This window comes from Thermicanus aegyptius DSM 12793 (genome assembly GCF_000510645.1).
GTDB lineage: Bacteria > Bacillota > Bacilli > Thermicanales > Thermicanaceae > Thermicanus > Thermicanus aegyptius.
The window spans coordinates 1,324,737-1,349,594 of sequence record NZ_KI783301.1; the positions used below are offsets into that span (position 1 = coordinate 1,324,737).

Here is a 24,858-nt window from a genome sequence, read left to right on the forward strand (position 1 = left end):
GATTTTACGGTTTTAGAACCACCTTAATACAGCCGTCGGATTTTGTATCAAACACTTCATAGCCGTGTTGAGCCTCCTCAAGGGGCAAACGGTGGGTGATGATGTCGGTGGGGTCGATCCGTTCCTCTACGATCATCCGGTAAATTTCGGGCATGTAATGGATGACCGGGGCTTGTCCCATTTTAAGGGTAATATTCCGGCTGAATAAATCGCCGAGGGGAAAGGCGTTATACCGCATGCCGTAAACCCCCACCAATTGGATCGTCCCACCTTTTCTGACGGCTTGGCTTGCGATTTCGATCGCCCCTAAAGAGCCTCCTTGCAATTTCAAGGCGGTTTCCACCAATTCAACAAAGGTCATTTTTCCGTCCATCCCCACACAATCGATTACAACGTCGGCCCCGCCATGGGTGATTTCCTTTAAATAGCCACCGATGTTTTCCTCTTTTTCAAAATTAATGGTTTCGACATGATTGGTTCGTTCCGCGTGCGCCAAGCGGTAGTCGATATAATCAACGGTAATGACCCGTTCCGCCCCTCTCAGCCAAGCAAATTTTTGGGTGAGCAAACCGACGGGCCCGCTTCCGAGTACGACCACGCTGTCCCCTTCCTTAACGCCCGAAGCATCCACTCCCCAGTAGGCAGTGGGGAGAATGTCGGAGAGGAACAGAAGTTTTTCATCTTCCAATTCGCAATCCTCGGGAACCCGGAAGGGAGTAAAATTGCCGAACGGGACCCTCAACATTTCCGCCTGTCCGCCTGCGTATCCTCCAAACGTCTCCGAATATCCGAAATAACCGCCTGTCTCTCCATGGGGATTGGATCGGTCGCATTGGCTCTCGAGATGATTCCTGCAGTAAAAACATTCTCCGCAAGCCACATTGAAGGGAACGATAACCCGGTCTCCTTTTTTTAAACGGGTTACCTCAGACCCTGTCTCCTCTACGATGCCCATCGGTTCGTGGCCGATGATGTAACCTTCCGGGAGGTTCGGAACCATCCCATGGATGAGGTGAAGATCGGATCCGCAAATGGCGGTGCTTGTAATGCGGACAAGGACATCGTCTTCTTTTTCCAGTTTTGGATCATTTACTTCCTTCACTTTCACATCTTTAATGCCTTGATAGGTGACTGCCTTCATCGTTTTCTCTCTCCTCCTTATACAACGGATGTACGATCGTCCTTGAGACAGATCTTATTCTTCCCCGATGCTTTGGTTCCATCCAGGAGATAAAAGAGGAAGGCTCCCTTTACCCCTGCTCAAACCAAAGCAGGGTAGGAGCCTTCCCAAACGATTCGGTTAAACATGGGTTGAATCGGTCCGTTACGCCTTTAACAAAGCGATCCGCCGTTCAAAAGCCTCTTGAAGTTGACGAGAGATGACGCCAGGCACCCCATGGCCGATTTTTTTGCCGTCCACGGTTAAAATCGGCGTAATTTCATTGGTGGTGCTGGTGATGAAGAGCTCATCGGCCGCAAATAACTGATCGATGGTGAACGTTTCTTCCACCAAAGGAATTTTTAATTGATGGGCTAATTTCACCACCACTTGACGGGTGATGCCGTTTAAGATGAGGGAATTTAAGGGATGAGTAAAAAGTTTCCCCTCTTTTACCATAAATAAATTGCTGGAGCTTCCTTCGGTTACCGTTTTTCCTCGATGCAGGATCGCTTCGAGAGCTCCCGCTTCTTTGGCCGCTTGCTTCGCCAGGACATTTCCCAGCAAATTAATGCTCTTTATGTCGCAGCGAAGCCAACGGATATCTTCCGCCAAAATAGCGGAGCCCCCGTTGACGATGGTATCGACGGGTCGGGGATAAGGGGAAGCATAGGCGATTACATTGGCCTCGGCCTCTTGTGGAAACGCATGTGCTCTAGGCGCGGTTCCCCTCGTTACCTGAAGATAGATGATCCCGTCTTCCAACTTCTCCAATCGGACCAGTTCATTCACCTGCCGGGATAGTTTCTCTAAGGAATAAGGGAAAGGGATCCTTAATTCTTTTAAACTTCTTTCGAGGCGGGTAAAATGTTCCGCTTCCGCAAAAAGATTGCCATGATAAACTCGAATCACTTCGTATACGCCGTCGCCGAACTGGTATCCCCGATCTTCCGGGTCAACCCTCACTTCTCCCTTCGGCACGATACGGCCATTCCATAACATGTAATCCATTTTTTCCTCCACTCCTTTTTTTCTCTATTTTAATCCTTTTCAAAGATTTTGACTAGTTACGATTGAAGGAAGAAGAAAACTCTTTTTTTGTGTGAAATCTGCACGATGTATCTATTGACATTTTTCGCCCTTTTGTTCTCTCCTACTATATCTTGGTGTTTAAAAAAATTCGTCATACAATATATTGTGTTTTAGGCTTGTCCGGGAGGATGGAGATGTGGTATGCTTGGTTTACCTGGAAGGTATTCTGCCGGTGATGCCGGAAGAGAGAAGCAAAGAAGAGGGAGGAATTTTTATGAACCGCACGAAACTTACGGGTTTGAGCGAAAAAATCTTCTTAGATCGTTATGCCATGAAAGACTTGGATCCGGATCACATTGAACGTGGAGATACCGTCATCGTTTTAACGAAGGATGACCCGAAATTTCCCCAAAAAGAGGTGGCGGAGGTTCTGGAGCGATCAGGGGAGAGGATCAGGGTCCGTACCCGCAACGGGCAAGAACTTTTGATTCCGTTAAAGGATGCGACAAAGGCGTTGGAAACCTCTCCGGAACAGATGTGGGACCGACTGGCCAAAGCAATCGCTAAAGTGGAAAAAGGGGAAGAGAAGCAAACGTATTGGGAAAAGAAATTTCGCGAGGTGTTAGAGGATTGGAAATTGGTCCCCGGAGGAAGGATTGCCGCAGGAGCAGGGGTAAATGATGAGTTAACCCTCTTTAATTGCTACGTCATCCCATCTCCTCAGGACAGCAGGGAAGGGATCATGAAAACCCTCACCCAAATGACGGAGATCATGTCTCGTGGTGGAGGGGTGGGGATCAACCTTTCCACTCTTCGACCGAAACGAGCCCGGGTTCATGGAGTAAACGGCACGTCAAGCGGTTCGGTAAGTTGGGGAGGGTTGTTCAGTTATACCACAGGTCTCATTGAACAGGGGGGAAGTCGGCGTGGTGCCTTAATGCTCATGCTGAATGATTATCACCCCGATCTCCTTGAGTTTATCACCGTTAAGCAGGATATGGGAAAAATGACCAATGCGAATCTTTCCGTCTGTATCAGCAATGCCTTTATGAGGGCGGTAAAGGAGGATTTAGACTGGGATCTCATTTTCCCGGATACGTCGGATCCGGATTATGATCAGATTTGGGACGGGGACATCGAGAGATGGAAGGCAGAAGGGAGAAAGGTGATTCACTATAAAACGGTACGAGCCCGGGACGTTTGGCATACCATCATCGAGTCTGCGTGGCGAAGTGCCGAACCGGGAGTTGTCTTCATCGACTATTATAATCAAATGTCAAACAGCTGGTATTTTAACCGGATTGTTGCCACCAATCCTTGTGGAGAGCAGGGGCTTCCTCCCTGGGGTGTCTGTAACTTATCCGCTTTAAATCTCTCCAAATTCGTGAAAGAAGAAGAGAAAGAAGTGGATTGGGAGAAGCTGGGCGAGGCCGTTCGCATTTCTGTCCGTTTCCTCGATAATGTGATCGACGCAACACCATATCACTTTAAGGAGAATGAGGAGAATCAGAAAGGGGAGCGGAGAATCGGCTTAGGGTCCATGGGCTTGGCCGAAATGATGATTAAGTTGGGGATCCGCTATGGTAGCCCCGAATCCCTTACTTTCCTGGATAAGCTTTATCACTTTATCGCCCGGGAGGCTTATTTGGCATCTACCGATATCGCGGAAGAAAAAGGGAGTTTTCCAAAGTTTGATGCAGAGAAACATCTGCAAGGGAAATTTATACAACAATTGGACGAGGATGTAAAAGAGGCGATCCGCACCAAGGGGATTCGCAATGTGACGCTGTTAACCCAGGCGCCGACCGGAAGCACCGGAACCATGGTGGGAACCTCCACCGGGATCGAACCCTATTTTGCCTTTAAGTATACACGGCAAAGCCGCTTAGGATTGGACGAACAATATGTTCCCATCGCACAGAAGTGGATGGAGGAGCATCCGGGCCAACCCCTGCCCGATTATTTTGTAACGGCGATGGATCTAAGCGCCGAAGATCATATTCGGGTCCAGGCCGCCATCCAGAAATGGGTCGATTCCTCCATCAGTAAAACGGCCAATGCACCTCACGATTTTACCGTGGAGGAGACCAAAAAATTGTATGAATTGGCCTTTGACCTGGGATGCAAAGGAGTAACCATCTACAGAGACGGAAGCCGTGATGTACAGGTTCTTTCCGCAGCCAAAGAGGAGAAGGAAGAAAAGAAAGAAGTCCATCCCCAAAGCGGCCGGGAAGAACCGCAATCCACAACCCAGGCGGCTGTTGGTTCCGCCTATAAGAGGAGGCCGAAGAAACTGGTAGGAGCTACCTATAAGATGAATACCCCATTGGGGAAAGCATACATTACCGTGAACGAATTAAATGGAAAACCCTTTGAAGTGATCGTCAATGTGGGAAAGGCGGGGAGCGATGTTTTCGCCATGTCAGAAGCACTAGGCCGTGTCTCTACGCTTTTCCTCCGCTTCGGAGAATTGCCTGACGGAAACAAGGCCCGCTTATTAATTAAGCATCTGAAAGGGATCGGAGGTTCGGGAGCGGTCGGTTTCGGCGCCAATCGGGTCGAATCGATTCCGGATGCGGTGGCGAAAGCGATAGAGATGCACATTGATGGAATCGATGAAAATCACTCGGTGGCTGCCACTGTAGAAGAGACGGTTTTCCACGAACATGTCCATGATCTCCAGGAGGAGCTGCGGGAGAAGATGAACGATGACGATGGGGAGGATTCCCTGGACCTTTGTCCCCAGTGCGGTGCGGCCACACTCGTTAATCAAGAGGGATGTAAAAACTGTATCTCTTGTGGTTACACCCGGTGCAGTTAAAGAAGCTTTTAAACCCTGGTCCCGCGTGGGCTAGGGTTTTCTTGATGTAGAGGCATTTTTTCGGAGTGCACAGATTTGAGGGAGCTTCTTTTTTTTGTCATAATAAAGAAATAGAAAAGAGAGAGCAGGGGGATGACATGGCAAGAGAAAATGTTTTAGCGAAAGGACAAAAAGAAACAAATCGTCCGATCGTTTTAGCGGCGGTAATGATTTCCATGTTTATGACGGCTGTGGAATCCACCATCGTAGGTACGGCAATGCCTTCCATCGTAAGTGACTTAGGCGGATTTTCCATGCTTAGTTGGGTTTTTTCGGCATATCTTCTCGCCCAGGCCATCACGGTTCCCATCTATGGCAAGATGTCCGATCTCTTTGGAAGAAAGCTAATTTTTGTCATCGGCGTATCCCTTTTTTTGGTAGGTTCTTTCCTATCCGGTTTCTCGCAAACGATGACTCAGCTTATCTTTTTTCGCATCATACAGGGATTGGGGGCGGGGGCGGTCCAACCCATCGCGACCACGATTATAGGAGATATCTATACCTTGGAAGAACGGGCCAAGATCCAGGGCTATCTATCCAGCGTTTGGGGGATTTCTGCAGTGATCGGGCCTTTGTTAGGTGCCTTGTTCGTTCAAATCCATTGGTCTTGGATCTTCTGGATCAACCTCCCTTTAGGATTGATGGCGATGATGGGTATCCTATCCTCTCTCCATGAAGTATTTGAGAAAAAGAAACATGAGATTGATTATCTGGGTTCCCTTCTCTTGTTTGTGATGATTATTTCCGTCATGCTGGCCTCCTTGCAAGGGGGAACGGCATGGAGTTGGCTCTCATGGCAAACAGGATTTCTTCTTTTTCTCTTTCTTCTCGGCTTTTTCTTTTTCTTCGTTCAGGAGCGTAAGGCGAAGGAACCCATCATTCCCCTCCACATATGGAAAAACCGGACGATTACCTTTGCCAATCTCGCCTCTTTGACCACAGGGGGGCTTCTCATCGGCATCTCTTCCTTTCTTCCCACCCATCTTCAGGGAGCGATGGGCTATCCTCCCCTGATCGCCGGATTTGCTTTGACCGCCATGTCGATCGGTTGGCCTTTTGCCTCTTTTTTCTCCGGGAAAATGATGATTCGCTATGGATTTAGGACTACCTCCATTCTGGGAGGGGGATTTCTTCTTCTTGGTTCCCTCTTTTTTCTTACTTTGACGGCTGAAAGAGGGGCCGTATGGGCAGGATTGGGTTCCTTCTTCACCGGGATGGGGATGGGTTTTTCCACCACCAGTTTTATCGTCTCCATTCAAAGCGGTGTTCCTTGGAATCTCAGGGGTGTAGCCACTTCAACCAACCTTTTTATGAGAACGTTAGGGGGAACGGTGGGGGCCGCCTTTCTCGGTGGCGTTTTAAATACGGCCTTGGCACGGTATTTGTATGGCCAAGGGCTACCTGAGGAGAAAGCGTCGGCGCTTATCAAACAGGTAAATGAATTGTTGGATCCGGAGAAGCGGGTCAAGATGGCGGAAGATGCGGTGAAGCTCCTGCAAGGGGGATTGGAAGGAGCCCTCCATGGAGTCTATTGGGGAATGCTTCTCCTAACCCTATTAAGCCTGCTCTTTATCCTTTTATTGCCTAAAGAAGGAGAAAAGATGAAGGAGTAATTTTTCCCCCTCCGTGAAAAATAGGGATAGATCATTTCCGTGAGGGGGATTGGCATGCCCAAAAAGTACAGGGAGCTGCAGACGGTCCGTTCGCAAAAAAACGAATGGTTGCCTGAGGAATTTCCCGAAGGCCCTTATGGTTCTCCGTATCATGAACCGATCGGACACCATGGAAGACCCGAACAGCATATAACTTCCGCGTTTGCTTGGGAAAATCGTTCTTTGCATGAGGGGATACCGCGCCAAGTAGAACCAAAGCATCCTCCCCATGACGATCCCTCCCACGAAGTGGAACCACTCTGACGGGAGGGAAGGGGAACGAAACGGTCTTTTCTGTTTTTGTTCAAAGGATTAACCATTTTCTTCATCCTTCTTTTTACAAGTTTTCTGGATCGAGGCGATTTTACTTTTTTTCCTTTTTTCATTTTAATTAGTATTCTCTTCTCTATCGGTTTTATCGCGGATCTTGTACTCATGCCGAGGTATGGAAATTTCCAGAGTGCGGTCATCGAAGGATTCGCAATCTATGTTTTGCTTTCCTTTTCTCCCCTCCTACTCCCCTCGATCTCCTTTCGTTTTTCTCCCCCCACGCTTATCGTCGTCAGTTTTTTGGTTACCGTCTTTGAGATCTTTTTGCACCGGCGAGTGATTCGAAGTGGGATTCAACAGTTCTAATATTTGTACCGGCACCGTCCCATTCCCTCCTTGATATACTATAGGAAAAAGGGTATCATGAATCTAGACCATTGTTAGGGGGAACGGGGATTAGGATGAGAACGCCAAGCATGGAAGATTATTTAGAGAGAATTTTTACCTTAATCCGGGAGAAGGGATACGCCCGGGTCTCAGACATAGCAGAGGCTTTGAAGGTTCATCCATCCTCGGTCACAAAGATGGTGCAAAAATTAGACAAAGATGAGTATCTGGTCTATGAAAAGTACCGGGGTTTAGTTCTTACCCCTAAGGGGAAAAAAATCGGCAAACGCTTGGTCGATCGACATCAACTACTGGAGGAATTTCTCCAAATCATCGGTGTTTCTGAAGAGAATATTTATCGGGATGTAGAGGGGATTGAACACCATCTAAGTGCAGATTCTTTAAATGCGATCGGCTATTTGGTTCAATATTTTCGGGAGGAACCGGAACGGATTAAAGCATTGCACCAAATTCGGGAATGTGATAAGGAGGCTTAATCATCGGCTTTTATGGGGGAATTTCCTCTGTAAAAGCTTTTTACTATCGATTGAATGAGATGAAAGAGAAATGGAGGAATGAAGAATGGAAATCACCATTTTAGGCCGTTGGGGTGCTTATCCGGAAGGTGGAGAGGCGACGGCAGGGTACCTCATGGAACATGGAGAGACCTCCCTCCTTTTAGATTGTGGAAGTGGAGTACTAAGCCGGTTGCAGGAGAGACTGCCGATTTCCCATTTACATAGCTGCCTCGTCACCCATTATCATCATGACCATGTGGCCGACCTGGGCGTTCTCGGCTACGCCGTCATGCTGCAGAGCCGATCCGGGGCCCGGAAAACCCCGTTTACCTTTTACCTGCCAAAGGAACCTGCCCAGGAGAAGGAAAGGTATTTAGGCATTCCCGGCGCTCAAATCGTTGAGATTTCACCCGAAGATGAATTATCCATAGGGGGAATACGCTTTACCTTTCTTCAAACCGTTCACCCGATTTATACCCTGGCGGTGAAAGCGGAATGGGGAGAAAAGAGCTGGGTATACACTTCCGATACCTCTTTCTTTGAAGAGCTCATTCCTTTTGTGAAAGGAGCCGATCTTCTCCTCGCCGAATCCAATTTTTACTTAGGGCAAGACGGTTCGAAAGCCGGCCATATGAACACAGGAGAGGTGGGAAGACTGGCGAAGGAGGGAGAGGTAAAGAAAGTGGTGATTACCCATCTTCCCCATGTGGGCAAACAGGAGGATCTTGTCCAACAGGTAAGGTCCGTTTATTCCGGCCCTGTATATCTAGCGAAGATAGGCGATCGCTACGTGATTTAAAGGAATAAAACATAGAGAGATCCCCCGGAGCATAGACATGTGATAAAAACGGGGGATGTTTTCCATGCTGGCCAATGGGGTCTTTGGAGGCGGAGGGGTAAAGGGGATCGCCTTCGTGGGGGCACTTAAGGTATGCGAAGAGATGGGGATCGAGTGGAATCGTCTGGGCGGTACTTCCGCCGGAGCCATCGTGAGCTCCCTCCTCGCTGCCGGATATCGTGCGTCGGATTTGGAAGAGCTAATGGTTCAATTAGATTTCTCCCGAATCGTGGAACGGAATTTTTGGGATTACCTCCCTTTGGGGCGACTTGTGCGCATGTTTTTTACCCTTGGGATGTATCCGGCCACCTATCTAGAGAAGTGGTTAGAGGAACGCCTAAGGGAGAAGGGGGTTTCTACCTTCGCCGATCTCCCCGCCGGACGGCTTACCGTCATCGTCTCAAATCTTTCAACCGGGGAGATTTTAGCCCTCCCACAAGACTTGCAAAGGATAGGCTTTTCACTTCATGAGTTAAAAGTGAGCCGTGCGGTACGAATCAGCAGTTCGATGCCCTTTTTTTTCGACCCGATAAAAGCACGCCGAAATCCCGTCGAATATTTAATCGATGGTGGGGTCCTGAGCAATTTTCCGGTCTGGATTTTTGATCAAGATCCCCCCCACGGAATCCCCACATTCGGATTCAGCCTAAGCGGGGGAAAGGATAAGGAGAAGAGATATCATAAGATTCGGACACCGATCTCCATGCTCCGAGCTCTTTTTTCCGCCATGTTAGAAACCCAAGATATGAAATATGTGGAAAATCAGGATGCGGTTCGTACGATTTTCATTCCTACACCCGGGGTGCAATCGACCGACTTTCATTTAACAAGGGAGCAGAAGGATTCACTCCTTCGCATCGGAGAAGAGGCGACGCGGAAATTCTTTCGAAAGCGGAGCATTCAGCGGCCTCCTTCCACGATTATTTACACAAAAAAAGAGGAATAGATTTCCATGTTTAGGGAATCCTTTATGGTAAGAGGCAGTATGTCCAGGTTGGGAGGTGATTCAGCGTGGAGATGACCGCTCAAGAAGTTCTGGAACGCATTCGGTTAATGAAGGAAAAAGGAGCATCTTTGAATAAAAAGAGGATAAAGAGGGATGATCCGGAATTGATGCGGAATGCCCTCTACTATTATCCGAGTTGGGAACATGTTTTACGGGAACTAGGGGTTGAGACAACCTAGTAGAAGAAAGGAAAAACTCCCATCTCTTTGATATGCTCCCCTTTGAGTAGACACCTGAAATAACAAAAATTCAGGACTGCACAAAGGGGAGTTTTTATAGGAAACGGGTCGATTCGTCTTAACGGACTTGTACCAATCCGCTTTCATCCAGTTCCCGCATGCGGTTGAAAGAAGCGATCGCCACTTCAATTTGCGCAGTATTCGGTTCTTTGGTGGTAAGAAGTTGGAGCCAGAGCCCAGGGTAACCTAGATAGCGGAGTATAGGAATCTCCCGCATCTTATTGGTGAGAAAGAGGGTCTCATAAGAAAGGCCGATCACGACGGGGATGAGGAGGATTCTCTCTAAGATTCTCTCCCAGAGGGTGTGATAAGGGAAAAAATAGTTAAATACGGAGTAGACCAAAACCCCAACGATCGCTGTGAAGATAATGAAACTGGAACCGCAGCGGTAGTGCAGGCGGGAGCTTTTCTTTACGTTTTCCACCGTTAAAGGGAGGCCTCTTTCATAGGCGTTAATCACCTTATGTTCCGCCCCATGGTATTGAAAGAGACGTTTGATCAGGGGAGTGATGGAAATAGCATAAAGGTAGAGGAGAAGGAGAAAAATTTTAATAACCCCTTCGATGATGTTGCTTTCGAACCGTTCCCAAGGAGTCCCTTGTGGGACCGAGTACAGGATAGGATCTAGGAGACCTGCCAAAAGAGCGGGGACCCCCGTAAAGATGATTTTGCCAACAATAAGGGAGATTACACCCATGACTGCAACCCCCAGGACAAAGGACCACGAGGTTTTCTCTTCTCTTCCCATCGTTTTTTCAGTTGCATCTTCATCTCCGTCATCCAAATCATACTTCTCCGCAGCGAAAGAAAGATGGCGGCTCCCATTGGCGCTTGATTGAATAAGAGCAACGATGCCCCTGATAAAAGGGATTTTTTTTAGCCATCTGGTCCACGGCTGTTCCGTCTTCGGCTGTTCAAAATATTCAATTCTGTTATCCTTTCGACGAATGGCCGTCACATATACATGTTTGCCTCCGAACATGACTCCTTCTATGACCGCCTGACCTCCATAGAGGTTTCGCTCATTTGCCATCTTATTCACCCTTACCTTTGCAACTTAAAAAACTCTGCTTTTTATTTTACACCATGAAGAAGAAAAGTGCATTCCCCAAAAAAGCTTTGATACTTGCCCCTCCCTCTGTTTAATTCCTCATAAAACATTCACTTTATCTTCACAAAGTAGGGGGGCTTACTAGTGGAAACATCATTAGAATAGAGATAAACTGTTAAATGAAGAAGGAGGTGTGACCCAGTGCGACGGATTTTACTTCTAACCGGCATGCTTGCTCTCTCCGTAATCCTTCTCAGTGCTTGTGGAAGCGGCAGTAACGCGCCTCAAAATCAAGGTTCGGCTCCACCAACCGGCGAGTCGGGAACGACCACTGAAGGGCAGACGGCAAAGGTGGATGCGGCGACGGTATATCAAACCAATTGTGCAAGCTGTCATGGTCAGAACCTGGAAGGAAATGTGGGCCCTGCACTCAATCATATTGGTGCAACACTTTCTAAAGACCAGATCCTTTCCACTATTAAAAATGGAAAAGGAATCATGCCTGCCAATATTATTCAAGGGGAAGAGGCAGATGCGGTAGCCTCATGGCTGGAAGGAAAGAAATAACTCCAGATTTTCTGAAGGGACTTCTTTCATACATAACCGGTGTAAAACCGGCTTTTTTTTTAAAAAGATGGGGAAAATAGTTTAAAAGGGATTAACGATCAGGAGGCTCCATGAAAGAAAAATCTGATGTAGCAAATCAAGAGCAGAAAACAAGATGGCTTTATGCCCTTGAGGTCGGTTTTTTTGGGGCGCTGATTTGGAGTGGGGTCTTATATCTCCTCTATTGGCTTCGTCTCTCAAAGCTCTCTCCTTCCCATATCGCGCAAGGCTTTTTAAAGCCGGAATATCTTTTTCGCTGGGAAGGGGTCTTCTTCTCCCTTATCCTTCTTGCCCTTTATTCCATCCTTGTTTCTTTCTTGTATGTGTATACCTTGGCGAGAATAAATAGCCCGTGGTTGGGAGTGGCCTTGGGAATCATACTCTGGTCCGCGATGATGGGCTGGCGCTCCATGGATTGGAATACCCTTGCCTCCACCTTATCCATATTTGTGCTTTATGGTGTCTTTGTAGGCTATTCTTTGTCGGCCGAGTTCTCCAGTCCCGAAGAGATCGAGTAAACGGGGAGAGATCCTTTAAACCGATAGATCTCTATGATACAATGCAAGGGAAGGGGGAGAGGGGATGAAAATTCAAGTGATCCACGGCCCGAACTTAAATTTGTTAGGGCAGAGGGAACCTGAGATTTATGGAAGGATGACGTTGGAGGAAATCGACAACCGCCTTTCCCGATTGGGAAAGGAACTGGGATGCGAGGTTTTCTCTTCCCAGTCAAACCATGAGGGGGAGATTGTGGACCTCATTCAAAAGGCGGGACAACAGGTACAGGGAATTTTACTGAATCCTGCAGCTTATACCCATACGAGCGTAGCCATTCGGGATGCCATCGCTGCGGTTGGGTTGCCCACTGTGGAGATTCACCTTTCCAACATACATAAACGTGAATCGTTCCGCCACCACAGTTTTATTTCCCCCGTGGCGATAGGGGTTATCGTCGGTTTTGGGGCTTACGGGTATGAAATTGGGCTCCGGGCCTTGGTTCATTACATCAGGGAAGAGGGGAAAAAGATTGGAAAATAGAGTAGAAAGAATGAGGAACTTTTTTGCCGAGAATCAGATCGAAGCCCTGCTGGTTACTTCGGACCGGAATCGTCAATATCTAAGCGGATTTACAGGAACGACCGGCTATCTGCTGATTACAGAAAAAGAGGCCCTCTTTTTTACAGATTTTCGTTATCTGGAACAAGCGAAGGAACAATCTCCTCATTTTACCGTGATCGATAATCGCAGAAAGATGCTGGAGTCGGTGGCTGAAGAAGTGAAAAAAAGAGGACTGAAACACATCGGCTTTGAAGAGAATCATGTAACGTATGGAGAATACAAAAGCTGGCTATCCCGCATGGAAGGGGTGGATTGGGTCCCCACCGCCGGCTTGGTTGAACAACTTCGCCTTTTAAAGGATGAGGGAGAGATCCAAAAAATCAGAAAAGCGGCGGAGATCGCCGATTCGGCTTTTGCTCATATCCTTGCGTATATTAAACCCGGCGTTACGGAAAATGAGGTGGCTTTGGAATTAGAATATACGATGCGTAAGTTAGGTGCGAGCGCCCCTTCCTTCGATACCATCGTGGCTTCCGGATACCGGTCCGCTATGCCCCACGGTAGAGCCTCCAATAAGAAGATCGAAACAGGAGAGTTGGTAACCCTTGATTTCGGGGCGGTATATGAAGGGTATGTCTCGGATATGACCAGAACCGTGGCGGTAGGAGAGATTTCACCCAAACTGCATGAGATCTATAGAGTTTGTTTAGAAGCCCAGCAGAAGGGAGTAGAGGAGTTGGGACCGGGAATGACAGGACAGGAGGCCGACGCCCTCTGTAGGGATTACATCACCTCCCGAGGATATGGGGAAGCCTTTGGACACGCGACGGGACATGGGATCGGCTTAGAGATCCATGAAGGCCCCACCCTTTCCCTCAACAGCGAGATCATCCTTCAGCCGGGCATGGTGGTTACGGTGGAACCGGGGATCTACCTGCCTGGCGTTGGTGGTGTGCGGATTGAAGATGACCTCCTGATCACGGAAGATGGAAGTGAGATCATCACAAAGTCGAAAAAAGAATTGATTCAGCTGGGATAATTGTTATATGATAGGGTAGGACTGTATTTTTTCCAAGGGTTTAGGAGGATGAAAACGTGATTTCGACCAACGATTTTAAGACGGGAGTTACGATTGAGTTGGAAGGAGACCCATGGCAGGTCCTCGATTTCCAACATGTCAAGCCGGGAAAAGGCTCCCCCTTTGTCCGGGCGAAGATGAAAAATCTCCGCACAGGAAATGTGAGAGAAGATACCTTTCGGGCAGGGGAGAAAGTTCCCCGTGCCCATATTGAAACCAAAGAGATGCAGTATCTTTATTCAAGCGGCGACGAGTATACTTTTATGGATATGAATACGTATGATCAGATTAATTTGTCCCGTAAACAGATTGAGTATGAACTAAAATTTTTGAAAGAAAACATGACGGTTTATATGATTGAATATAAAGGAGAGATGTTGGGGATTCAGCTGCCCAACACCGTTGTGCTGGAAGTGACGGAGACGGAGCCGGGAATCCGGGGAGATACGGCGACGGGCGGTTCTAAGCCGGCCACCCTTGAAACAGGCCATGTGGTAAGCGTTCCCTTTTTCATTAATGTGGGGGATAAGCTGATCATCGACACACGAACCGGAGAATATGTTTCCCGAGCCTAATCGAAAAAGAAAAGCCTTATCGTTGTTTGGAGCGATTGGGCTTTTTCTCTTTCCAAAGGTATCGGTTATATTCCAAAATGCCTTAAGATTTGGATAAAGAGGGCGGTAATCCCTGCCGCCATGAGAGGCCCTACCGGAATTCCCCGAAAGAAGAGGATACCAAGGATGGATCCGATGACCAATCCGACGATCATGCTGGGCTCCAGCTTTAAGAGTTCCAACCCCTTCCCGTTCATGTAGGTGGCGATGGCTCCACCCAATAAGGCCATGAGCCCTGGAAGGGTGGTGAAGAGGGGAGAAAAATCCTTCCATTGAATCTTGCCGCTGGCGAAAGGGACAAGAACGGACATCATGAGAAAGAGGAGCCCTAGTTCAAGCCCCCTTCGCTCAACGGAAGGGAAGAAACGTTCCAACGAGGTTAACTTCAGAATTAAGAGAATGCTTGCTGCGGTCGCAATGATGTGGGAACGGCCCAGCAATCCGATCACGATTAAAACCACTAACATGATTTCCCCTGTCAAGATAAGCCCCACCTATCTGTTGGCGTTTTATCCTCATCTAGTTGGAGAGTATGTTTCAGGATGGACAAATATGCGCCCCTCCTGCAGATAGGGGACCAATGGGATGGTATCCCGCCGGGATGAGTAGCGAATATCCTCTGTTAGCCCCAGTTGGGCAAGGCGTTTTCCCGTGGCTGTTTTCAAAAGAACCTCTTCAATGCGGTTAATGTTTTGCAAATATCCATCATACAGAAGCTGGGAGAAATCGCTTAATTCCAGAGGGTCTTTACTAAGTTCAAAGAGCTTATTAATGAGAAATCCGGCGGCCAAGCCATCTTCATAGGCAAATTCATTTCTGCTTCCGGCACAATAGAGGGTAAGTTCCTTCCCGATCTGAAGCACTTTTTGGGCCACTGCACTCCCATTGAGAAAGGAACCGATAAGAACATGTTCACCACGCATTGCCTTTTGGATCGCCCGGGTTCCATTGGTTGTAGATAAGATTAGCCTCTTTCCTTGCAGAGATTGAGAGGAAAGTTCTGAGGGGGAATTGGAAAAATGGAATCCGCTTATTTTTTTACAGTATCTCTCTCCGGCGAGCAATGTTTCGCTATTTTGCAGAAGAAATGCTTTTCCCAACGTTTCTACGGGGATGACTTCGGAGACTCCGGCGAGAAATGCCGCAAGAATCGTGGAGGACGAGCGAAGCACATCGAAGATGACAACCGTCTTCCCCACAATCATCTCCCCCTTAATCTCATCGACGGTGGCGATGGATTCGACTCTCATCATACCTCTCCTAACACTTCTTTAAAGATAAAGGTATCGGAACGAAGCCCCCTCCTTAACGCTTCAAGGGCAACCACTTCTCCTGGCGCGATATTTCCCAGGTTTACATTGGTTCCGAACAATTGAATGAAATGCACCTGTTGTTTCTTTAACGGAGCTTCCCAAATCAAGCGATCTTTATATGCCCAATGATGGACAAAGTCATAGAGGGTAGCGCCATCAAAGTTTCCGTTTTGGTCATAGATTCCGACCCCCGTTCCCGATTCCCGTCCCTCCACGATCACATAGGAGACCCCTAAAAAGATGTCGCTTAGAAGTCTTTCTTCCAGCTCTGAAAGGAGAATGATGCTTCCTTGTTCCTTTTTACCAAATTCAGTAATCACATCTAATCCCGCATCAAGAGCCCGAACGATGATCTCTTTTCGCACGTCAGGGGGATAGGATAGGGTTCCTTCCGATATTTCGATGGCATTAAAACCGATCTGTGTGATAAGGCTAAGATAGTGGGGGATTTCCTGCTGATAGATGGCTACTTCCGTCAATGTGCCGCCAGGATAGATCTTCACGCCATATTCCTTGGCAAGCTGAATCTTATGCTTTAGATAATGGCTGGAATATAAAACCGAGGTGCCGAATCCCAGTTTTAAATAATCGATATAAGCTCCTGAAACTTCAAGAAGATCCTTAAGTCCGTCAATCCCCAATCCCTTATCAATGACCATCGTAATTCCATTCTCCCTTGGTTTGAGGTTTCTCGTTTGGCTCGGGTCCGTCAGGGAATGAGGCCAGTTTAACCACGACAATGTTTCTTCTCCCCTTTCTTCTAGGCATAGATATCTGCCCATACTATATGCAGCTCTTCTTCCATCGGTTCATTTCTTTACCCTATGTCTAAGACATCATGGACAGGCATAGGATGTACCAAAAGGGAAGAGAGGTGTATATGATGTGGTATCTCTGGCAATGGTTTGATAAGGCGGTGCTTGGCATGGCCTTGCTTCGCCTTCTATCGGGAAGCATCGAGATACTTGCAGCCCTCATCATGCTAAAAGTAAACGAAGTGGGGAAGGCCCTGGTGGTAAATTCCATGCTTGCCATGGTGGGCCCTTTGATTTTACTGACAACAACAGCCATCGGCTTGGTCGGTGTCGCCCACCGTTTATCCTTTGATAAAATACTCCTGGTTTTTCTAGGGGTTCTCCTCATTCTGATGGGAGTAAGAAAGTGAAGAGAAGGGATAATAAGAAATGAGAAAGGGGAGGGATTAAGATGGAAAAAATAGATAAGAATTTATCCTATATGGAAGGCTTGGTAGAAGGACTTGACTTAGATCCTTCGACCAAAGAGGGGAGAGCCATCTTTGAACTCATCCAATTCAACAAAAAAATGGCTGAAGAGATCAGGGATTTAAAACTGCGCCTTACGGATCAAGAAGAGTTTATCGAAGCACTGGATGAGGATCTCTATGAGGTAGAATCCCTTCTATTTGAATATGAGGGGGATTCCGAGGAGAAGGAGTTCATGGAAAGCGCTGAGAAGAACATTCAGGGTGATCGTAAGGAAGAACAAGATGAGGGAGATGAGGAAGGCTTTTACGAGATGGAATGTCCCAATTGCGACGAGATGATCTTGATTGATGCCGAATTGATGGAGGAGAACGACCAGGTAGAGCTGGTATGCCCTGAATGTAAAGAGGTGATCGTTTTAAATGTGGAGGATCAAAGGTTATCAGGGAACGAGGAGGGTAAGCCTACCCGCTCCAAGACGGAGGTCCGGCAATAACCGTGGATGGCAACATTTCTATTTGATTCGTTTCATACCGGCAACAGATCGATGAAGAGGGCCTACCGTATCGGCCCTCTTCTTTTAGTCTAAAGAAGGCCAAGCTTGCATAGAGATAAGGTAGATTCCTTCAATGGAGGGATAGGAATGGTTGAGGCACTCTTCCATTTTCTGCCGGATCACATAGAAAAGGCCCTCAAGCTTCTCCCTGAGACGATCCGCTCTACCCTTGAAGAGGTTCGATTGAGGGCGGAAAGACCGGTGGAAATCATTTCTTCCTTGAAAGAAGGATTCTTAACGTCAGCGGGGGATATCACCCCTCTCCCTTCAAACGGTCTCATCGTTTCACCCGACGATATGGCACACATCATAAATCTTATGACGAATCATTCCCTTTATGCGATGGAAGAAGAGCTCCGCAGAGGCTATCTCACGCTCCCCGGTGGACATCGGATCGGATTAAGCGGGAGAGCCGTATTGAAGGGAGGAAGAATATCCCATTTGCATCACATCACCGGACTTAACCTTCGCCTTGCGAGGGAGAAGATTGGTACGGGAGAGGTTCTGCTGCCTTATATTTGGAACGGAAAAGAGGTCTATAATACGCTTATCATCTCCCCGCCCCGGGCCGGGAAAACCACGCTCATCCGGGATTTGGCGCGGATTTTTAGCTATGGGGAGTCTCGCTTCGGGATATCGGGCATGCGGGTTGGGGTGGTGGATGAACGCTCCGAAATCGCCGGTTCTTACTTGGGGATCCCCCAGAAGGACGTGGGGCCGCGAACCGATGTCCTGGATGGATGTCCTAAGGCGGAAGGGATGATGATGATGATCCGCTCCATGTCTCCTCAACTTTTAATCACCGATGAGATCGGCCAAGAAGAAGATGTGGTTGCTTTATTGGAAGCAATTAATGCAGGAATTTATCTCATTGCCACCGCCCATGGGGAGAAGTTGGACGAGATCGAGAAAAGGCCGATTCTACAAAAAATTTTCCGTTACCAAGTATTTCAACGGATCATCTTCTTAAGCAGAAGAAAAGGAGCGGGAACGATAGAGGCCGTTTATGATGGCCAAGGAAAGCGGGTTTTGGGGGGGAATCTCAGATGACGATAAAGGGTTTCGGGGCTCTCCTCGTTTTACTCATGGCCACATTGGCCGGCTTTCTCATCTCAAACCGTTTTTCCGGAAGAACAAAAGAGATAAGACAGTTAGAGAACCTCCTCCTCGCTCTGGAAACGGAGATTCTCTATGGGGCGAAACCCCTTGGGGAGATCATAAGGAGGATCGGGGAAAGGGAAAAGGGACCGATCGCCCACATATGCCAAAGAATTGCAGTAAGGCTGAAGGAAAGGGAATTTACCTTTTGGCAAGTGTGGGAGGAGGAGTTGAGAAGGGGTTGGCCCACCACCCATCTAAAGGGGGATGAACAGGAGGTTCTCCTCCAATTAGGTTCCGTCCTTGGCCTTTCCGATAGGGAAACCCAAAGAAATCATCTGCGGCTTGCCCTGGCCCACCTGAGAGCGGAAGAAAAGGAAGCAATGGACGATCAAGCAAAATATGAGAAATTATCGAGGACACTTGGATTTTTAAGCGGACTTTTGCTCGTCATACTAATGTATTAATTGGAGGAGCTTTACATGGGTATCGATGTAAGCACCATCTTTTACATCGCCGGCATTGGAATTATCATCGCCATGATTCACACGGTCCTAAAACAGGCGGGCAAAGAAGATTGGGCCCATTGGGTTACCTTGATCGGCTTTATCGTAGTCCTCTACATGGTATCCACCTATATCCAAACCCTCTTTCAACATTTGCAAAGGGTTTTTAAATTTTACTGATCCGGTTTCGATTTGAAAAGCGGAACAAGGGGATTTTTATCATGGAAATCATGCAAATCGTGGGTCTTGGCATCGTCGCCACGGTACTGAGCCTCGTCGTGAAGGAGAAAAGACCTGATTTTGCCTTTATGATCTCCGCACTGGCAGGGATTGCCATCTTCCTTTATATTCTCGGTCCCATCGGCAAAGTGATCACCCTATTACAACGGCTTGCCTTCGATGCCCATGTAAATCTCATCTTTCTAGAGACGGTGTTAAAGATCATCGGGATTGCCTATATTGCAGAATTTGGTGCTCAGATTACCCGGGACGCAGGGGAAGGTTCCATCGCCGCCAAGATTGAGCTGGGAGGGAAGATTCTCATCCTGATTCTCTCCATCCCGATCATTCAGTCGGTCATTGAAACCATTTTACGATTACTCCCTGCTTAAAAGGAGAGAAACGATGAAAAGGACCCTCATCCTGTTCCTTCTTATCTGGCTGGGAGGAGGAGAGAATCTCTTTGCATCACCGGATCCGAACGAAATGCTGGTGAAGCAACAGCTGGAACATCTCAACCTTGATGAGATTGAGCAATATTGGCAGAAGTTATACCAGGATTATCACGGATTTCTTCCCGAGGTGAAATCACCCGGTTTAATCTCCTTGATGTTACAGCAAGAGAAGGGATTCTCCCTCCAAGGGGTATTGAACGGGTTTCTCCATTTCCTCTTTCATGAAATCACCGTCAATGCGAAGCTTCTCGGTATGATCCTCCTCCTTACGATTTTTGCCTCCATATTGGAAAATATCCAAAGCTCCTTTGAACAGACCGCCGTGAGTAAAATCGCTTTTATCATCACTTTTCTCGTTCTCATGATTCTCGCCATGAACAGTTTTTCCGTGGCGATGAATTATGCGAAAGAGGCGATCAAGGGAATGATGGATTTCATGATGGCCATTGTTCCTCTCTTGGTCACCTTAACCATTTCGATGGGAAATGTGGCGGCGGGAACTTTCTTCCACCCGTTCATCGTCGTTCTTGTTCATGCCAGTGGAACTCTTGTCTACTATTTTGTCTTTCCTCTGCTCTTTTTCTCCATTCTTCTTCAGTTGGTAAGCCATATCTCCCAAAAGTACAAGTTAACCCGCCTTGCCGGCCTCTTACGCAATATCGGATTAGGGACGTTGGGTATATTTATCACCGTTTTTTTATCCGTTCTCTCCTTTCAAGGGACAAGTACTTCGATTTCGGATGGACTCGCTCTCCGTACCGCCAAGTATATGGCCGGGAATTTCGTTCCCGTTGTCGGACATCTATTTACCGATGCGGCGGAAACGGTGATGGGAGCCTCCCTTCTTCTTAAAAATGCGGTAGGGATTACAGGGGTAGTCCTTCTCCTCTTTATGGCTGCCTTTCCGGCGATCAAAATATTGGTGATCAGCCTCATTTATCAGATAGCCGCCGCTCTTTTACAACCTTTGGGCGATCATCCCATGATTACCGCCCTTCATGATATCGGAAACGGAATGATGTTGATTTTCGGGGCTTTAGCTACGGTTTCCCTTATGTTTTTCCTTTCTCTTACCATCCTGATTGCTTCAGGAAACTTGGCGCTGATGATCCGGTAAGGTGGCCGAAATTTCACGAAATATGGGGGGATCAGTCCATGCTTTCTTCTCTTTCCGATTGGCTGAAGCAATTAATTTCCTTGGTCCTCTTGGCGACCATCGCCGATCTCCTCCTTCCCAATGCCAAGATCCAAAAATATACCAAGGTGGTGATCGGCCTTTTTATCCTCATTACGATGTTAAACCCCCTTTTGCAGGTTGTCAGCATAGGGAATCTCCCCGAAAAATGGATGGCGGAATCTTATCTCTTTCTAAAAGGGAAGGATGGGGAGACGAATTCCCTCGATGCCCAACAGATTGAAAAATTAAAAGCGGAGCAGGAAAAAGAAATGCTTGCCTACCTTTCCCGGAACTTGGCTTTTACCATCGAACAGGAACTAAAAGATCAGATGCAGGTAGAAAGCAAAGTGGAGGTAAACCTTACCTTTTCCGCAGAAAAGGAGCCGAAAATGGAAAAAATCTTGGTCTATTTATTAGGACAGGTTCATAAAAAGGATAACAAGGGAGAAGGGATTATAGGAAAAGGCAACCCGATCACGCCCGTTGACCCCATTCGAATCAATGGAAGGGGGGAGCAAAGCCTTACGGTAAGCGGGGAAGAGACAGAAGAAAGCGCCGGAATCCGCTTCTTTCTGGAGAAAAGGTATGGGCTTCCTTCAGAACAAATTATTGTGGTAAAAGGGCAGGATCGTCCGAGCCAATAGGGAGGAGAATAAATGGCTTCCAAATGGTCCATGGATCGGTGGCAGTGGATGATTATCCTCATTGGGCTGGCAGCAGGGCTGTTCCTAATGGGTTCCTTTTTCAAGGTTCAGGAGGAAAAGAATCTCCCGCCTCCTGTGGCTTCCGATGCCCAGGCTGTACAAGGGGAATCCGTAAAAGAATGGACGATGAAGGATTATGAAGAGTTCTACGAAAATTCTCTGCGGGAGATCCTGGAGCAAATCGTCGGGGTGGGCCAGGTGACGGTCATGGTGAACCTCGATTCCACGGAGGAGAAGGTCTACCAAACCAATCTACAGACGGGAAAACAGGTAACGGAAGAGAAGGATACCCAGGGAGGAACCCGCACGGTGGAAGATATGACACAAAATTCGCAAGTCGTCACCGTCACGGGCGGAGGAGGAGAACAGCCCATCGTGGTGAAAACGGTAAAACCAAAAATCAGAGGGGTTGTAGTTGTGGCGAACGGTGTGGAGAATATGCAGGTGAAGGCTTGGATCTTTGATGTGATTGAGCGCTCTTTAGATGTTCCACCCCACCGTATTTCGATTGTTCCGCGGAAAAAAGGAAATTAATTTTACGTTGGAGGGATTTTCATGTCACTTAAAAAGCAGACCGTATGGCTACTAACGATGCTTACGTTGATGGTTGTCTTGTCCGCTTATTATCTCTTCTATGGGGAGGTAAAACCGATTGATGTTGCAAATCCCGATACTCAGACGGAGAAGGGGAAAACGGATGGAGATGGGGGAACAAAGCCCAATGAGGAGGTAGGAGCAACGGGAATGAATGACCCATCGGGAATGGGGATAACTCCCGATCCCACCTCCGGCATTCAGATTGAGACGGCCCCTTCTACTTCCACCGAGGATTTCTTCGCCTCTCTCCGTTTAGAACGGGATCAGGCGAGGGCACAAATGATGGAGCAATACTACAATATTGTATCGGCCAATCAGGATAAAGAACAAGTGAAGGAAGCATCGGCCAAATTGGATGAACTGCAGAATATGGAAAGCAACGAACAGACGGTGGAATCCCTTATCAAGGCGGAAGGTTTCCCCGATGCGGTCGTCATTGCTTCTCGGGAGAAGGTAAACGTGATCGTCCAAGCCAAAGAGCTGAAGGAGGATCAAGTGGTAACCATCATAAACCTCGTCTCGAAAAACATGAACGTACCGGGGACATCGGTCATCGTAAGTTCGCGACAATAGTTCATGTTGGATGAAGTAACCGCCGCAGCTGATCAAAGACTGTAGGTTAGAATCTACAGTCTTTTTTGTGAAGAAGGTACATATTTTTCCATTTTGGTCACGGAAGAACATGAGCCTGGTTGCCTTATCCTCGGTGATGAGGTAATTCGTTAAAATGAATATCGTTATAGAAATCAATGGAACGAAAGTTGTTCTTTTTTAATCAAGGAACGGGGGAGCTACCCTCAAAAAAGTTATTTCTTCTTGATGACCACCTCACCTCAATTGATCGCCATCTGTTGCTATTGTCGAAAATGATCGAAAATCATTTTTATTTTTATCATCATGAAAAGATTAAAAAGTATTGACTTTCCCCATTTGGATTGGTTAGAATGATCTCAAGAATTTCCTTTTTAAATAAATATAAGTAATTATCTTTGTTGTATATTTTACTCGCATTTCAATTTACATAGGTGTGGGTTGCGTACATCGGGTGCATGCCGGTTTCTCCACAGGAATATGAAGGGGAAAAAGCTTGTTTTGGACGACCCACGGTGCGTGTGGTGCACAATGGCCCTTTCTTTGTTCCGGGGACCGGAATCTGGGCCACGACTGAAATAACGGATTGGAGATGATGTGGAGTGAGCCCGGAAAGTGAAGTTTTATCCGCAACCCAAAAGAAACCGTCCTATCGGAGTCTTCTTGCCCACGGCAATTACAGGCTGCTCTTGTCCTCGCAAGTGATTTCAGCGATTGGAGACGGCGTGTATGCGCTCGCGCTTATTTGGATGATGAAGATCATGACAGGAAGCGCGCTATTGATGTCCATCCTGCTTGCGGCCGAAATCGTTCCCCTCATTCTGGTGGGCTTGTTTGCAGGCATCATCGTCGATCGGGGGAACAAAAAAAAGATGATGATCTGGAACGACATTTTTCGGGGGGCCGTTGTTTCGTTGCTCGTTTTGCTGTGGATGGTTGACTGGCTAGAGCCATACACACTTATCATTGCAGCCGTCCTATTGTCGTCGAGTACCGCTTTTTATGCTCCATCCCGCATGGTATCGGTGCGAACCATTGTTCCGGAAGACCACATGGTACAGGCGCAGAGTCTGTCGCAAATCGCGCAAACCGTGGTCGGATTGAGCGCGCCGGCGATCGGAGCCTGGTTGATCCACATGGGGATATCTTATGCGTTCATTGTGAACGCCGCGAGCTTCTTTATTTCAAGCCTCCTCATTTCATTGATCCGCAACGAACAGCTTTCGCATGGGTCCGGGAAAGGAACGTTAAATCTGAATAGGATGATGTCCGATTTCAAAGAAGGCCTCAGGACGATTACCTCCCATCCGTTGCTTAGAAGCCTGGTCCAATATATCGTGCTCATTAATTTCATGCTTGCCCCCACATCGCTCCTGTTTCCGCTGATCGTGACGGATGCGTCCGAATTGGCTGTGCTCGAGACCAGTTTCTTTATCGGCATTGCGGTCGGGGCGTTGTTGATCAACTTTTTGAGCGCGTGGCCGCCTGTCGCTTCGTTGGCGTTCGGAATCGGGCTTATGCTGATCGGACTCGGCGCACTCTATTGGGATCTTGGGCTATATTTTGCGGCGATGTTCGTTTTTGTGGCCGGACTCGGCAGCCCGATGGCCAACGTTACCTTGCAGACACTCTTTATTTTAAAGGTACCCCGAGAGACGCTCGGGCGTGCCGGAAGCATGATGAAGGTTCTTTTGGAAGCGGCGCGCCCCACGTCGATGCTGCTCGCAGGGGCGCTCATCACGTGGATTCCCTTGCGCAGCTTTTTCGCCGTGATGGCGCTTCTTGGACTCATCATTGTCGGCCTGATGGTGTTAAATCCCGCGATTCGAAGCGATAAGGAAGTTCAGACGGCCCAACCGTCCGGTCTTGAAAAAAGCTAGCGGGAAGGTTGTGTAAACATGTTTCGCTAGGTGCGTCCTTTCGTGAGGTAGAACGATCGATTTTGGGTATTCATATTCAGCCGGCTTGCTCGCATTTGGAGGATATACTTCAATGCGATGGTGAAGCTCCGTGAAACATCGGAGCTTTTTTCCGTGGCGAATGGTTCCCC

At 47.7% G+C, this 24,858-nt stretch carries 29 protein-coding genes; 23 read left to right on the forward strand and 6 right to left on the reverse strand.

What is annotated here, in order from left to right; translation table 11 throughout:
- Positions 1–4: 4 nt before the first annotated feature.
- Entirely contained in the window at positions 5–1,141 is a 1,137-nt protein-coding gene (locus THEAE_RS0107120; protein WP_005584296.1) for a zinc-dependent alcohol dehydrogenase, read from the reverse strand.
- 183 nt (positions 1,142–1,324) lie between these two features.
- A complete protein-coding gene (dat, locus tag THEAE_RS0107125) occupies positions 1,325–2,170 on the reverse strand; it encodes a D-amino-acid transaminase (protein ID WP_028986990.1) in 846 nt (281 codons plus the stop codon).
- A 295-nt stretch (positions 2,171–2,465) separates the two neighbouring features.
- Here dat and THEAE_RS0107130 point away from each other — a divergent pair, with 295 nt between their 5' ends.
- The 7 genes from THEAE_RS0107130 to THEAE_RS22930 all read left to right on the forward strand — a co-directional run bounded on the left by THEAE_RS0107130 (position 2,466) and on the right by THEAE_RS22930 (position 9,901).
- Positions 2,466–5,012 (forward strand): adenosylcobalamin-dependent ribonucleoside-diphosphate reductase, encoded by a 2,547-nt coding sequence (locus tag THEAE_RS0107130; RefSeq protein ID WP_039944892.1) that lies wholly within the window; start codon positions 2,466–2,468, stop codon positions 5,010–5,012.
- 65 nt (positions 5,013–5,077) lie between these two features.
- A complete protein-coding gene (locus THEAE_RS0107135; RefSeq protein WP_342665753.1) occupies positions 5,078–6,664 on the forward strand; it encodes an MDR family MFS transporter in 1,587 nt (528 codons plus the stop codon).
- Between the two features lie 54 nt (positions 6,665–6,718).
- Positions 6,719–6,967 carry a hypothetical protein gene (locus THEAE_RS0107140; protein ID WP_005584302.1) on the forward strand — a complete coding sequence of 83 codons (249 nt, stop codon included), beginning with the start codon at positions 6,719–6,721 and terminating at the stop codon, positions 6,965–6,967.
- 467 nt (positions 6,968–7,434) lie between these two features.
- Positions 7,435–7,857, forward strand: coding sequence for a transcriptional regulator MntR (gene mntR / locus THEAE_RS0107150; protein ID WP_028986993.1), 423 nt, complete (start codon positions 7,435–7,437; stop codon positions 7,855–7,857).
- Positions 7,858–7,942: 85 nt separating this feature from the next.
- The gene (locus THEAE_RS0107155) at positions 7,943–8,677 is read left to right on the forward strand and encodes an MBL fold metallo-hydrolase (protein WP_005584306.1); all 735 of its coding nucleotides are present in this window, start codon (positions 7,943–7,945) and stop codon (positions 8,675–8,677) included.
- 64 nt (positions 8,678–8,741) lie between these two features.
- A complete protein-coding gene (locus tag THEAE_RS20300; RefSeq protein ID WP_052329830.1) occupies positions 8,742–9,662 on the forward strand; it encodes a patatin-like phospholipase family protein in 921 nt (306 codons plus the stop codon).
- Between the two features lie 65 nt (positions 9,663–9,727).
- Complete coding sequence (locus THEAE_RS22930) at positions 9,728–9,901, forward strand: hypothetical protein (protein ID WP_005584308.1); 174 nt, start codon at positions 9,728–9,730, stop codon at positions 9,899–9,901.
- Between the two features lie 118 nt (positions 9,902–10,019).
- Here the strand turns inward: THEAE_RS22930 and THEAE_RS0107170 are convergent, their stop codons facing one another.
- Complete coding sequence (locus tag THEAE_RS0107170) at positions 10,020–10,994, reverse strand: DUF1385 domain-containing protein (RefSeq protein WP_028986994.1); 975 nt, start codon at positions 10,992–10,994, stop codon at positions 10,020–10,022.
- 219 nt (positions 10,995–11,213) lie between these two features.
- Here THEAE_RS0107170 and cccB point away from each other — a divergent pair, with 219 nt between their 5' ends.
- From cccB to efp, 5 genes are all read left to right on the forward strand, one after another.
- Complete coding sequence (gene cccB / locus THEAE_RS0107175; protein ID WP_005584310.1) at positions 11,214–11,579, forward strand: cytochrome c551; 366 nt, start codon at positions 11,214–11,216, stop codon at positions 11,577–11,579.
- Between the two features lie 110 nt (positions 11,580–11,689).
- A complete protein-coding gene (locus THEAE_RS21940) occupies positions 11,690–12,136 on the forward strand; it encodes a YqhR family membrane protein (protein WP_005584311.1) in 447 nt (148 codons plus the stop codon).
- A 64-nt stretch (positions 12,137–12,200) separates the two neighbouring features.
- A complete protein-coding gene (aroQ, locus tag THEAE_RS0107185; RefSeq protein ID WP_028986995.1) occupies positions 12,201–12,656 on the forward strand; it encodes a type II 3-dehydroquinate dehydratase in 456 nt (151 codons plus the stop codon).
- A gap of 10 nt (positions 12,657–12,666) precedes the next feature.
- Positions 12,667–13,716 carry a M24 family metallopeptidase gene (locus THEAE_RS0107190; RefSeq protein WP_039944898.1) on the forward strand — a complete coding sequence of 350 codons (1,050 nt, stop codon included), beginning with the start codon at positions 12,667–12,669 and terminating at the stop codon, positions 13,714–13,716.
- Positions 13,717–13,772: 56 nt separating this feature from the next.
- Entirely contained in the window at positions 13,773–14,330 is a 558-nt protein-coding gene (efp, locus tag THEAE_RS0107195; protein WP_005584314.1) for an elongation factor P, read from the forward strand.
- Between the two features lie 65 nt (positions 14,331–14,395).
- Here the strand turns inward: efp and THEAE_RS0107200 are convergent, their stop codons facing one another.
- The 3 genes from THEAE_RS0107200 to comA are packed head-to-tail and all read right to left on the reverse strand — an operon-like array spanning position 14,396 to position 16,422.
- Positions 14,396–14,854, reverse strand: coding sequence for a DUF441 domain-containing protein (locus tag THEAE_RS0107200; protein ID WP_028986997.1), 459 nt, complete (start codon positions 14,852–14,854; stop codon positions 14,396–14,398).
- A 30-nt stretch (positions 14,855–14,884) separates the two neighbouring features.
- A complete protein-coding gene (locus tag THEAE_RS0107205; protein WP_028986998.1) occupies positions 14,885–15,619 on the reverse strand; it encodes a 2-phosphosulfolactate phosphatase in 735 nt (244 codons plus the stop codon).
- The gene (gene comA / locus THEAE_RS0107210; RefSeq protein WP_028986999.1) at positions 15,619–16,422 is read right to left on the reverse strand and encodes a phosphosulfolactate synthase; all 804 of its coding nucleotides are present in this window, start codon (positions 16,420–16,422) and stop codon (positions 15,619–15,621) included. The genes THEAE_RS0107205 and comA overlap by 1 nt, the downstream gene beginning before the upstream one ends.
- 143 nt (positions 16,423–16,565) lie before the next feature.
- Between comA and THEAE_RS0107215 the strand changes: the two genes are divergently transcribed.
- From THEAE_RS0107215 to THEAE_RS0107270, 11 genes are all read left to right on the forward strand, one after another.
- A complete protein-coding gene (locus THEAE_RS0107215) occupies positions 16,566–16,847 on the forward strand; it encodes a YqhV family protein (RefSeq protein WP_005584318.1) in 282 nt (93 codons plus the stop codon).
- A gap of 41 nt (positions 16,848–16,888) precedes the next feature.
- Positions 16,889–17,401 carry a CD1247 N-terminal domain-containing protein gene (locus tag THEAE_RS0107220; RefSeq protein WP_005584319.1) on the forward strand — a complete coding sequence of 171 codons (513 nt, stop codon included), beginning with the start codon at positions 16,889–16,891 and terminating at the stop codon, positions 17,399–17,401.
- 147 nt (positions 17,402–17,548) lie between these two features.
- The gene (gene spoIIIAA, locus THEAE_RS0107225) at positions 17,549–18,511 is read left to right on the forward strand and encodes a stage III sporulation protein AA (RefSeq protein WP_052329832.1); all 963 of its coding nucleotides are present in this window, start codon (positions 17,549–17,551) and stop codon (positions 18,509–18,511) included.
- A complete protein-coding gene (spoIIIAB, locus tag THEAE_RS0107230) occupies positions 18,508–19,026 on the forward strand; it encodes a stage III sporulation protein SpoIIIAB (protein WP_052329833.1) in 519 nt (172 codons plus the stop codon). Before spoIIIAA ends, spoIIIAB begins: the two co-directional genes overlap by 4 nt.
- Before the next feature lie 15 nt (positions 19,027–19,041).
- Complete coding sequence (gene spoIIIAC, locus THEAE_RS0107235; protein WP_028987002.1) at positions 19,042–19,245, forward strand: stage III sporulation protein AC; 204 nt, start codon at positions 19,042–19,044, stop codon at positions 19,243–19,245.
- 41 nt (positions 19,246–19,286) lie between these two features.
- Positions 19,287–19,676, forward strand: coding sequence for a stage III sporulation protein AD (gene spoIIIAD / locus THEAE_RS0107240; protein ID WP_005584322.1), 390 nt, complete (start codon positions 19,287–19,289; stop codon positions 19,674–19,676).
- Positions 19,677–19,689: 13 nt separating this feature from the next.
- Positions 19,690–20,856: a stage III sporulation protein AE gene (gene spoIIIAE, locus THEAE_RS0107245; protein WP_005584324.1), complete on the forward strand. Its 1,167-nt coding sequence runs from the start codon at positions 19,690–19,692 to the stop codon at positions 20,854–20,856.
- Positions 20,857–20,894: 38 nt separating this feature from the next.
- The gene (spoIIIAF, locus tag THEAE_RS0107250; protein ID WP_028987003.1) at positions 20,895–21,560 is read left to right on the forward strand and encodes a stage III sporulation protein AF; all 666 of its coding nucleotides are present in this window, start codon (positions 20,895–20,897) and stop codon (positions 21,558–21,560) included.
- A 12-nt stretch (positions 21,561–21,572) separates the two neighbouring features.
- A complete protein-coding gene (gene spoIIIAG, locus THEAE_RS20310) occupies positions 21,573–22,154 on the forward strand; it encodes a stage III sporulation protein AG (RefSeq protein WP_005584328.1) in 582 nt (193 codons plus the stop codon).
- Between the two features lie 21 nt (positions 22,155–22,175).
- Complete coding sequence (locus tag THEAE_RS0107260) at positions 22,176–22,790, forward strand: SpoIIIAH-like family protein (RefSeq protein ID WP_028987004.1); 615 nt, start codon at positions 22,176–22,178, stop codon at positions 22,788–22,790.
- A gap of 620 nt (positions 22,791–23,410) precedes the next feature.
- Positions 23,411–24,688, forward strand: a complete 1,278-nt coding sequence (locus THEAE_RS0107270; RefSeq protein ID WP_028987005.1) for an MFS transporter — start codon at positions 23,411–23,413, stop codon at positions 24,686–24,688.
- Positions 24,689–24,858: the final 170 nt, after the last annotated feature.

Coding starts and splice junctions, on each gene's coding strand:
- THEAE_RS0107190 (WP_039944898.1), top strand. CDS start 12,667: ATGAGGAACTTTTTTGCCGAGAATCAGATCGAAGCCCTGCTGGTTACT.
- spoIIIAG (WP_005584328.1), top strand. CDS start 21,573: ATGGCTTCCAAATGGTCCATGGATCGGTGGCAGTGGATGATTATCCTC.
- THEAE_RS0107205 (WP_028986998.1), bottom strand. CDS start 15,619: ATGAGAGTCGAATCCATCGCCACCGTCGATGAGATTAAGGGGGAGATG.
- THEAE_RS0107220 (WP_005584319.1), top strand. CDS start 16,889: ATGGAAAAAATAGATAAGAATTTATCCTATATGGAAGGCTTGGTAGAA.
- THEAE_RS0107170 (WP_028986994.1), bottom strand. CDS start 10,994: ATGGCAAATGAGCGAAACCTCTATGGAGGTCAGGCGGTCATAGAAGGA.
- spoIIIAF (WP_028987003.1), top strand. CDS start 20,895: ATGCTTTCTTCTCTTTCCGATTGGCTGAAGCAATTAATTTCCTTGGTC.
- THEAE_RS0107260 (WP_028987004.1), top strand. CDS start 22,176: ATGTCACTTAAAAAGCAGACCGTATGGCTACTAACGATGCTTACGTTG.
- THEAE_RS0107140 (WP_005584302.1), top strand. CDS start 6,719: ATGCCCAAAAAGTACAGGGAGCTGCAGACGGTCCGTTCGCAAAAAAAC.
- spoIIIAE (WP_005584324.1), top strand. CDS start 19,690: ATGAAAAGGACCCTCATCCTGTTCCTTCTTATCTGGCTGGGAGGAGGA.
- dat (WP_028986990.1), bottom strand. CDS start 2,170: ATGGATTACATGTTATGGAATGGCCGTATCGTGCCGAAGGGAGAAGTG.
- THEAE_RS0107155 (WP_005584306.1), top strand. CDS start 7,943: ATGGAAATCACCATTTTAGGCCGTTGGGGTGCTTATCCGGAAGGTGGA.
- THEAE_RS21940 (WP_005584311.1), top strand. CDS start 11,690: ATGAAAGAAAAATCTGATGTAGCAAATCAAGAGCAGAAAACAAGATGG.
- THEAE_RS0107130 (WP_039944892.1), top strand. CDS start 2,466: ATGAACCGCACGAAACTTACGGGTTTGAGCGAAAAAATCTTCTTAGAT.
- spoIIIAC (WP_028987002.1), top strand. CDS start 19,042: ATGGGTATCGATGTAAGCACCATCTTTTACATCGCCGGCATTGGAATT.
- THEAE_RS0107120 (WP_005584296.1), bottom strand. CDS start 1,141: ATGAAGGCAGTCACCTATCAAGGCATTAAAGATGTGAAAGTGAAGGAA.
- spoIIIAB (WP_052329833.1), top strand. CDS start 18,508: ATGACGATAAAGGGTTTCGGGGCTCTCCTCGTTTTACTCATGGCCACA.
- spoIIIAD (WP_005584322.1), top strand. CDS start 19,287: ATGGAAATCATGCAAATCGTGGGTCTTGGCATCGTCGCCACGGTACTG.
- aroQ (WP_028986995.1), top strand. CDS start 12,201: ATGAAAATTCAAGTGATCCACGGCCCGAACTTAAATTTGTTAGGGCAG.
- mntR (WP_028986993.1), top strand. CDS start 7,435: ATGAGAACGCCAAGCATGGAAGATTATTTAGAGAGAATTTTTACCTTA.
- THEAE_RS0107215 (WP_005584318.1), top strand. CDS start 16,566: ATGTGGTATCTCTGGCAATGGTTTGATAAGGCGGTGCTTGGCATGGCC.
- THEAE_RS20300 (WP_052329830.1), top strand. CDS start 8,742: ATGCTGGCCAATGGGGTCTTTGGAGGCGGAGGGGTAAAGGGGATCGCC.
- spoIIIAA (WP_052329832.1), top strand. CDS start 17,549: ATGGTTGAGGCACTCTTCCATTTTCTGCCGGATCACATAGAAAAGGCC.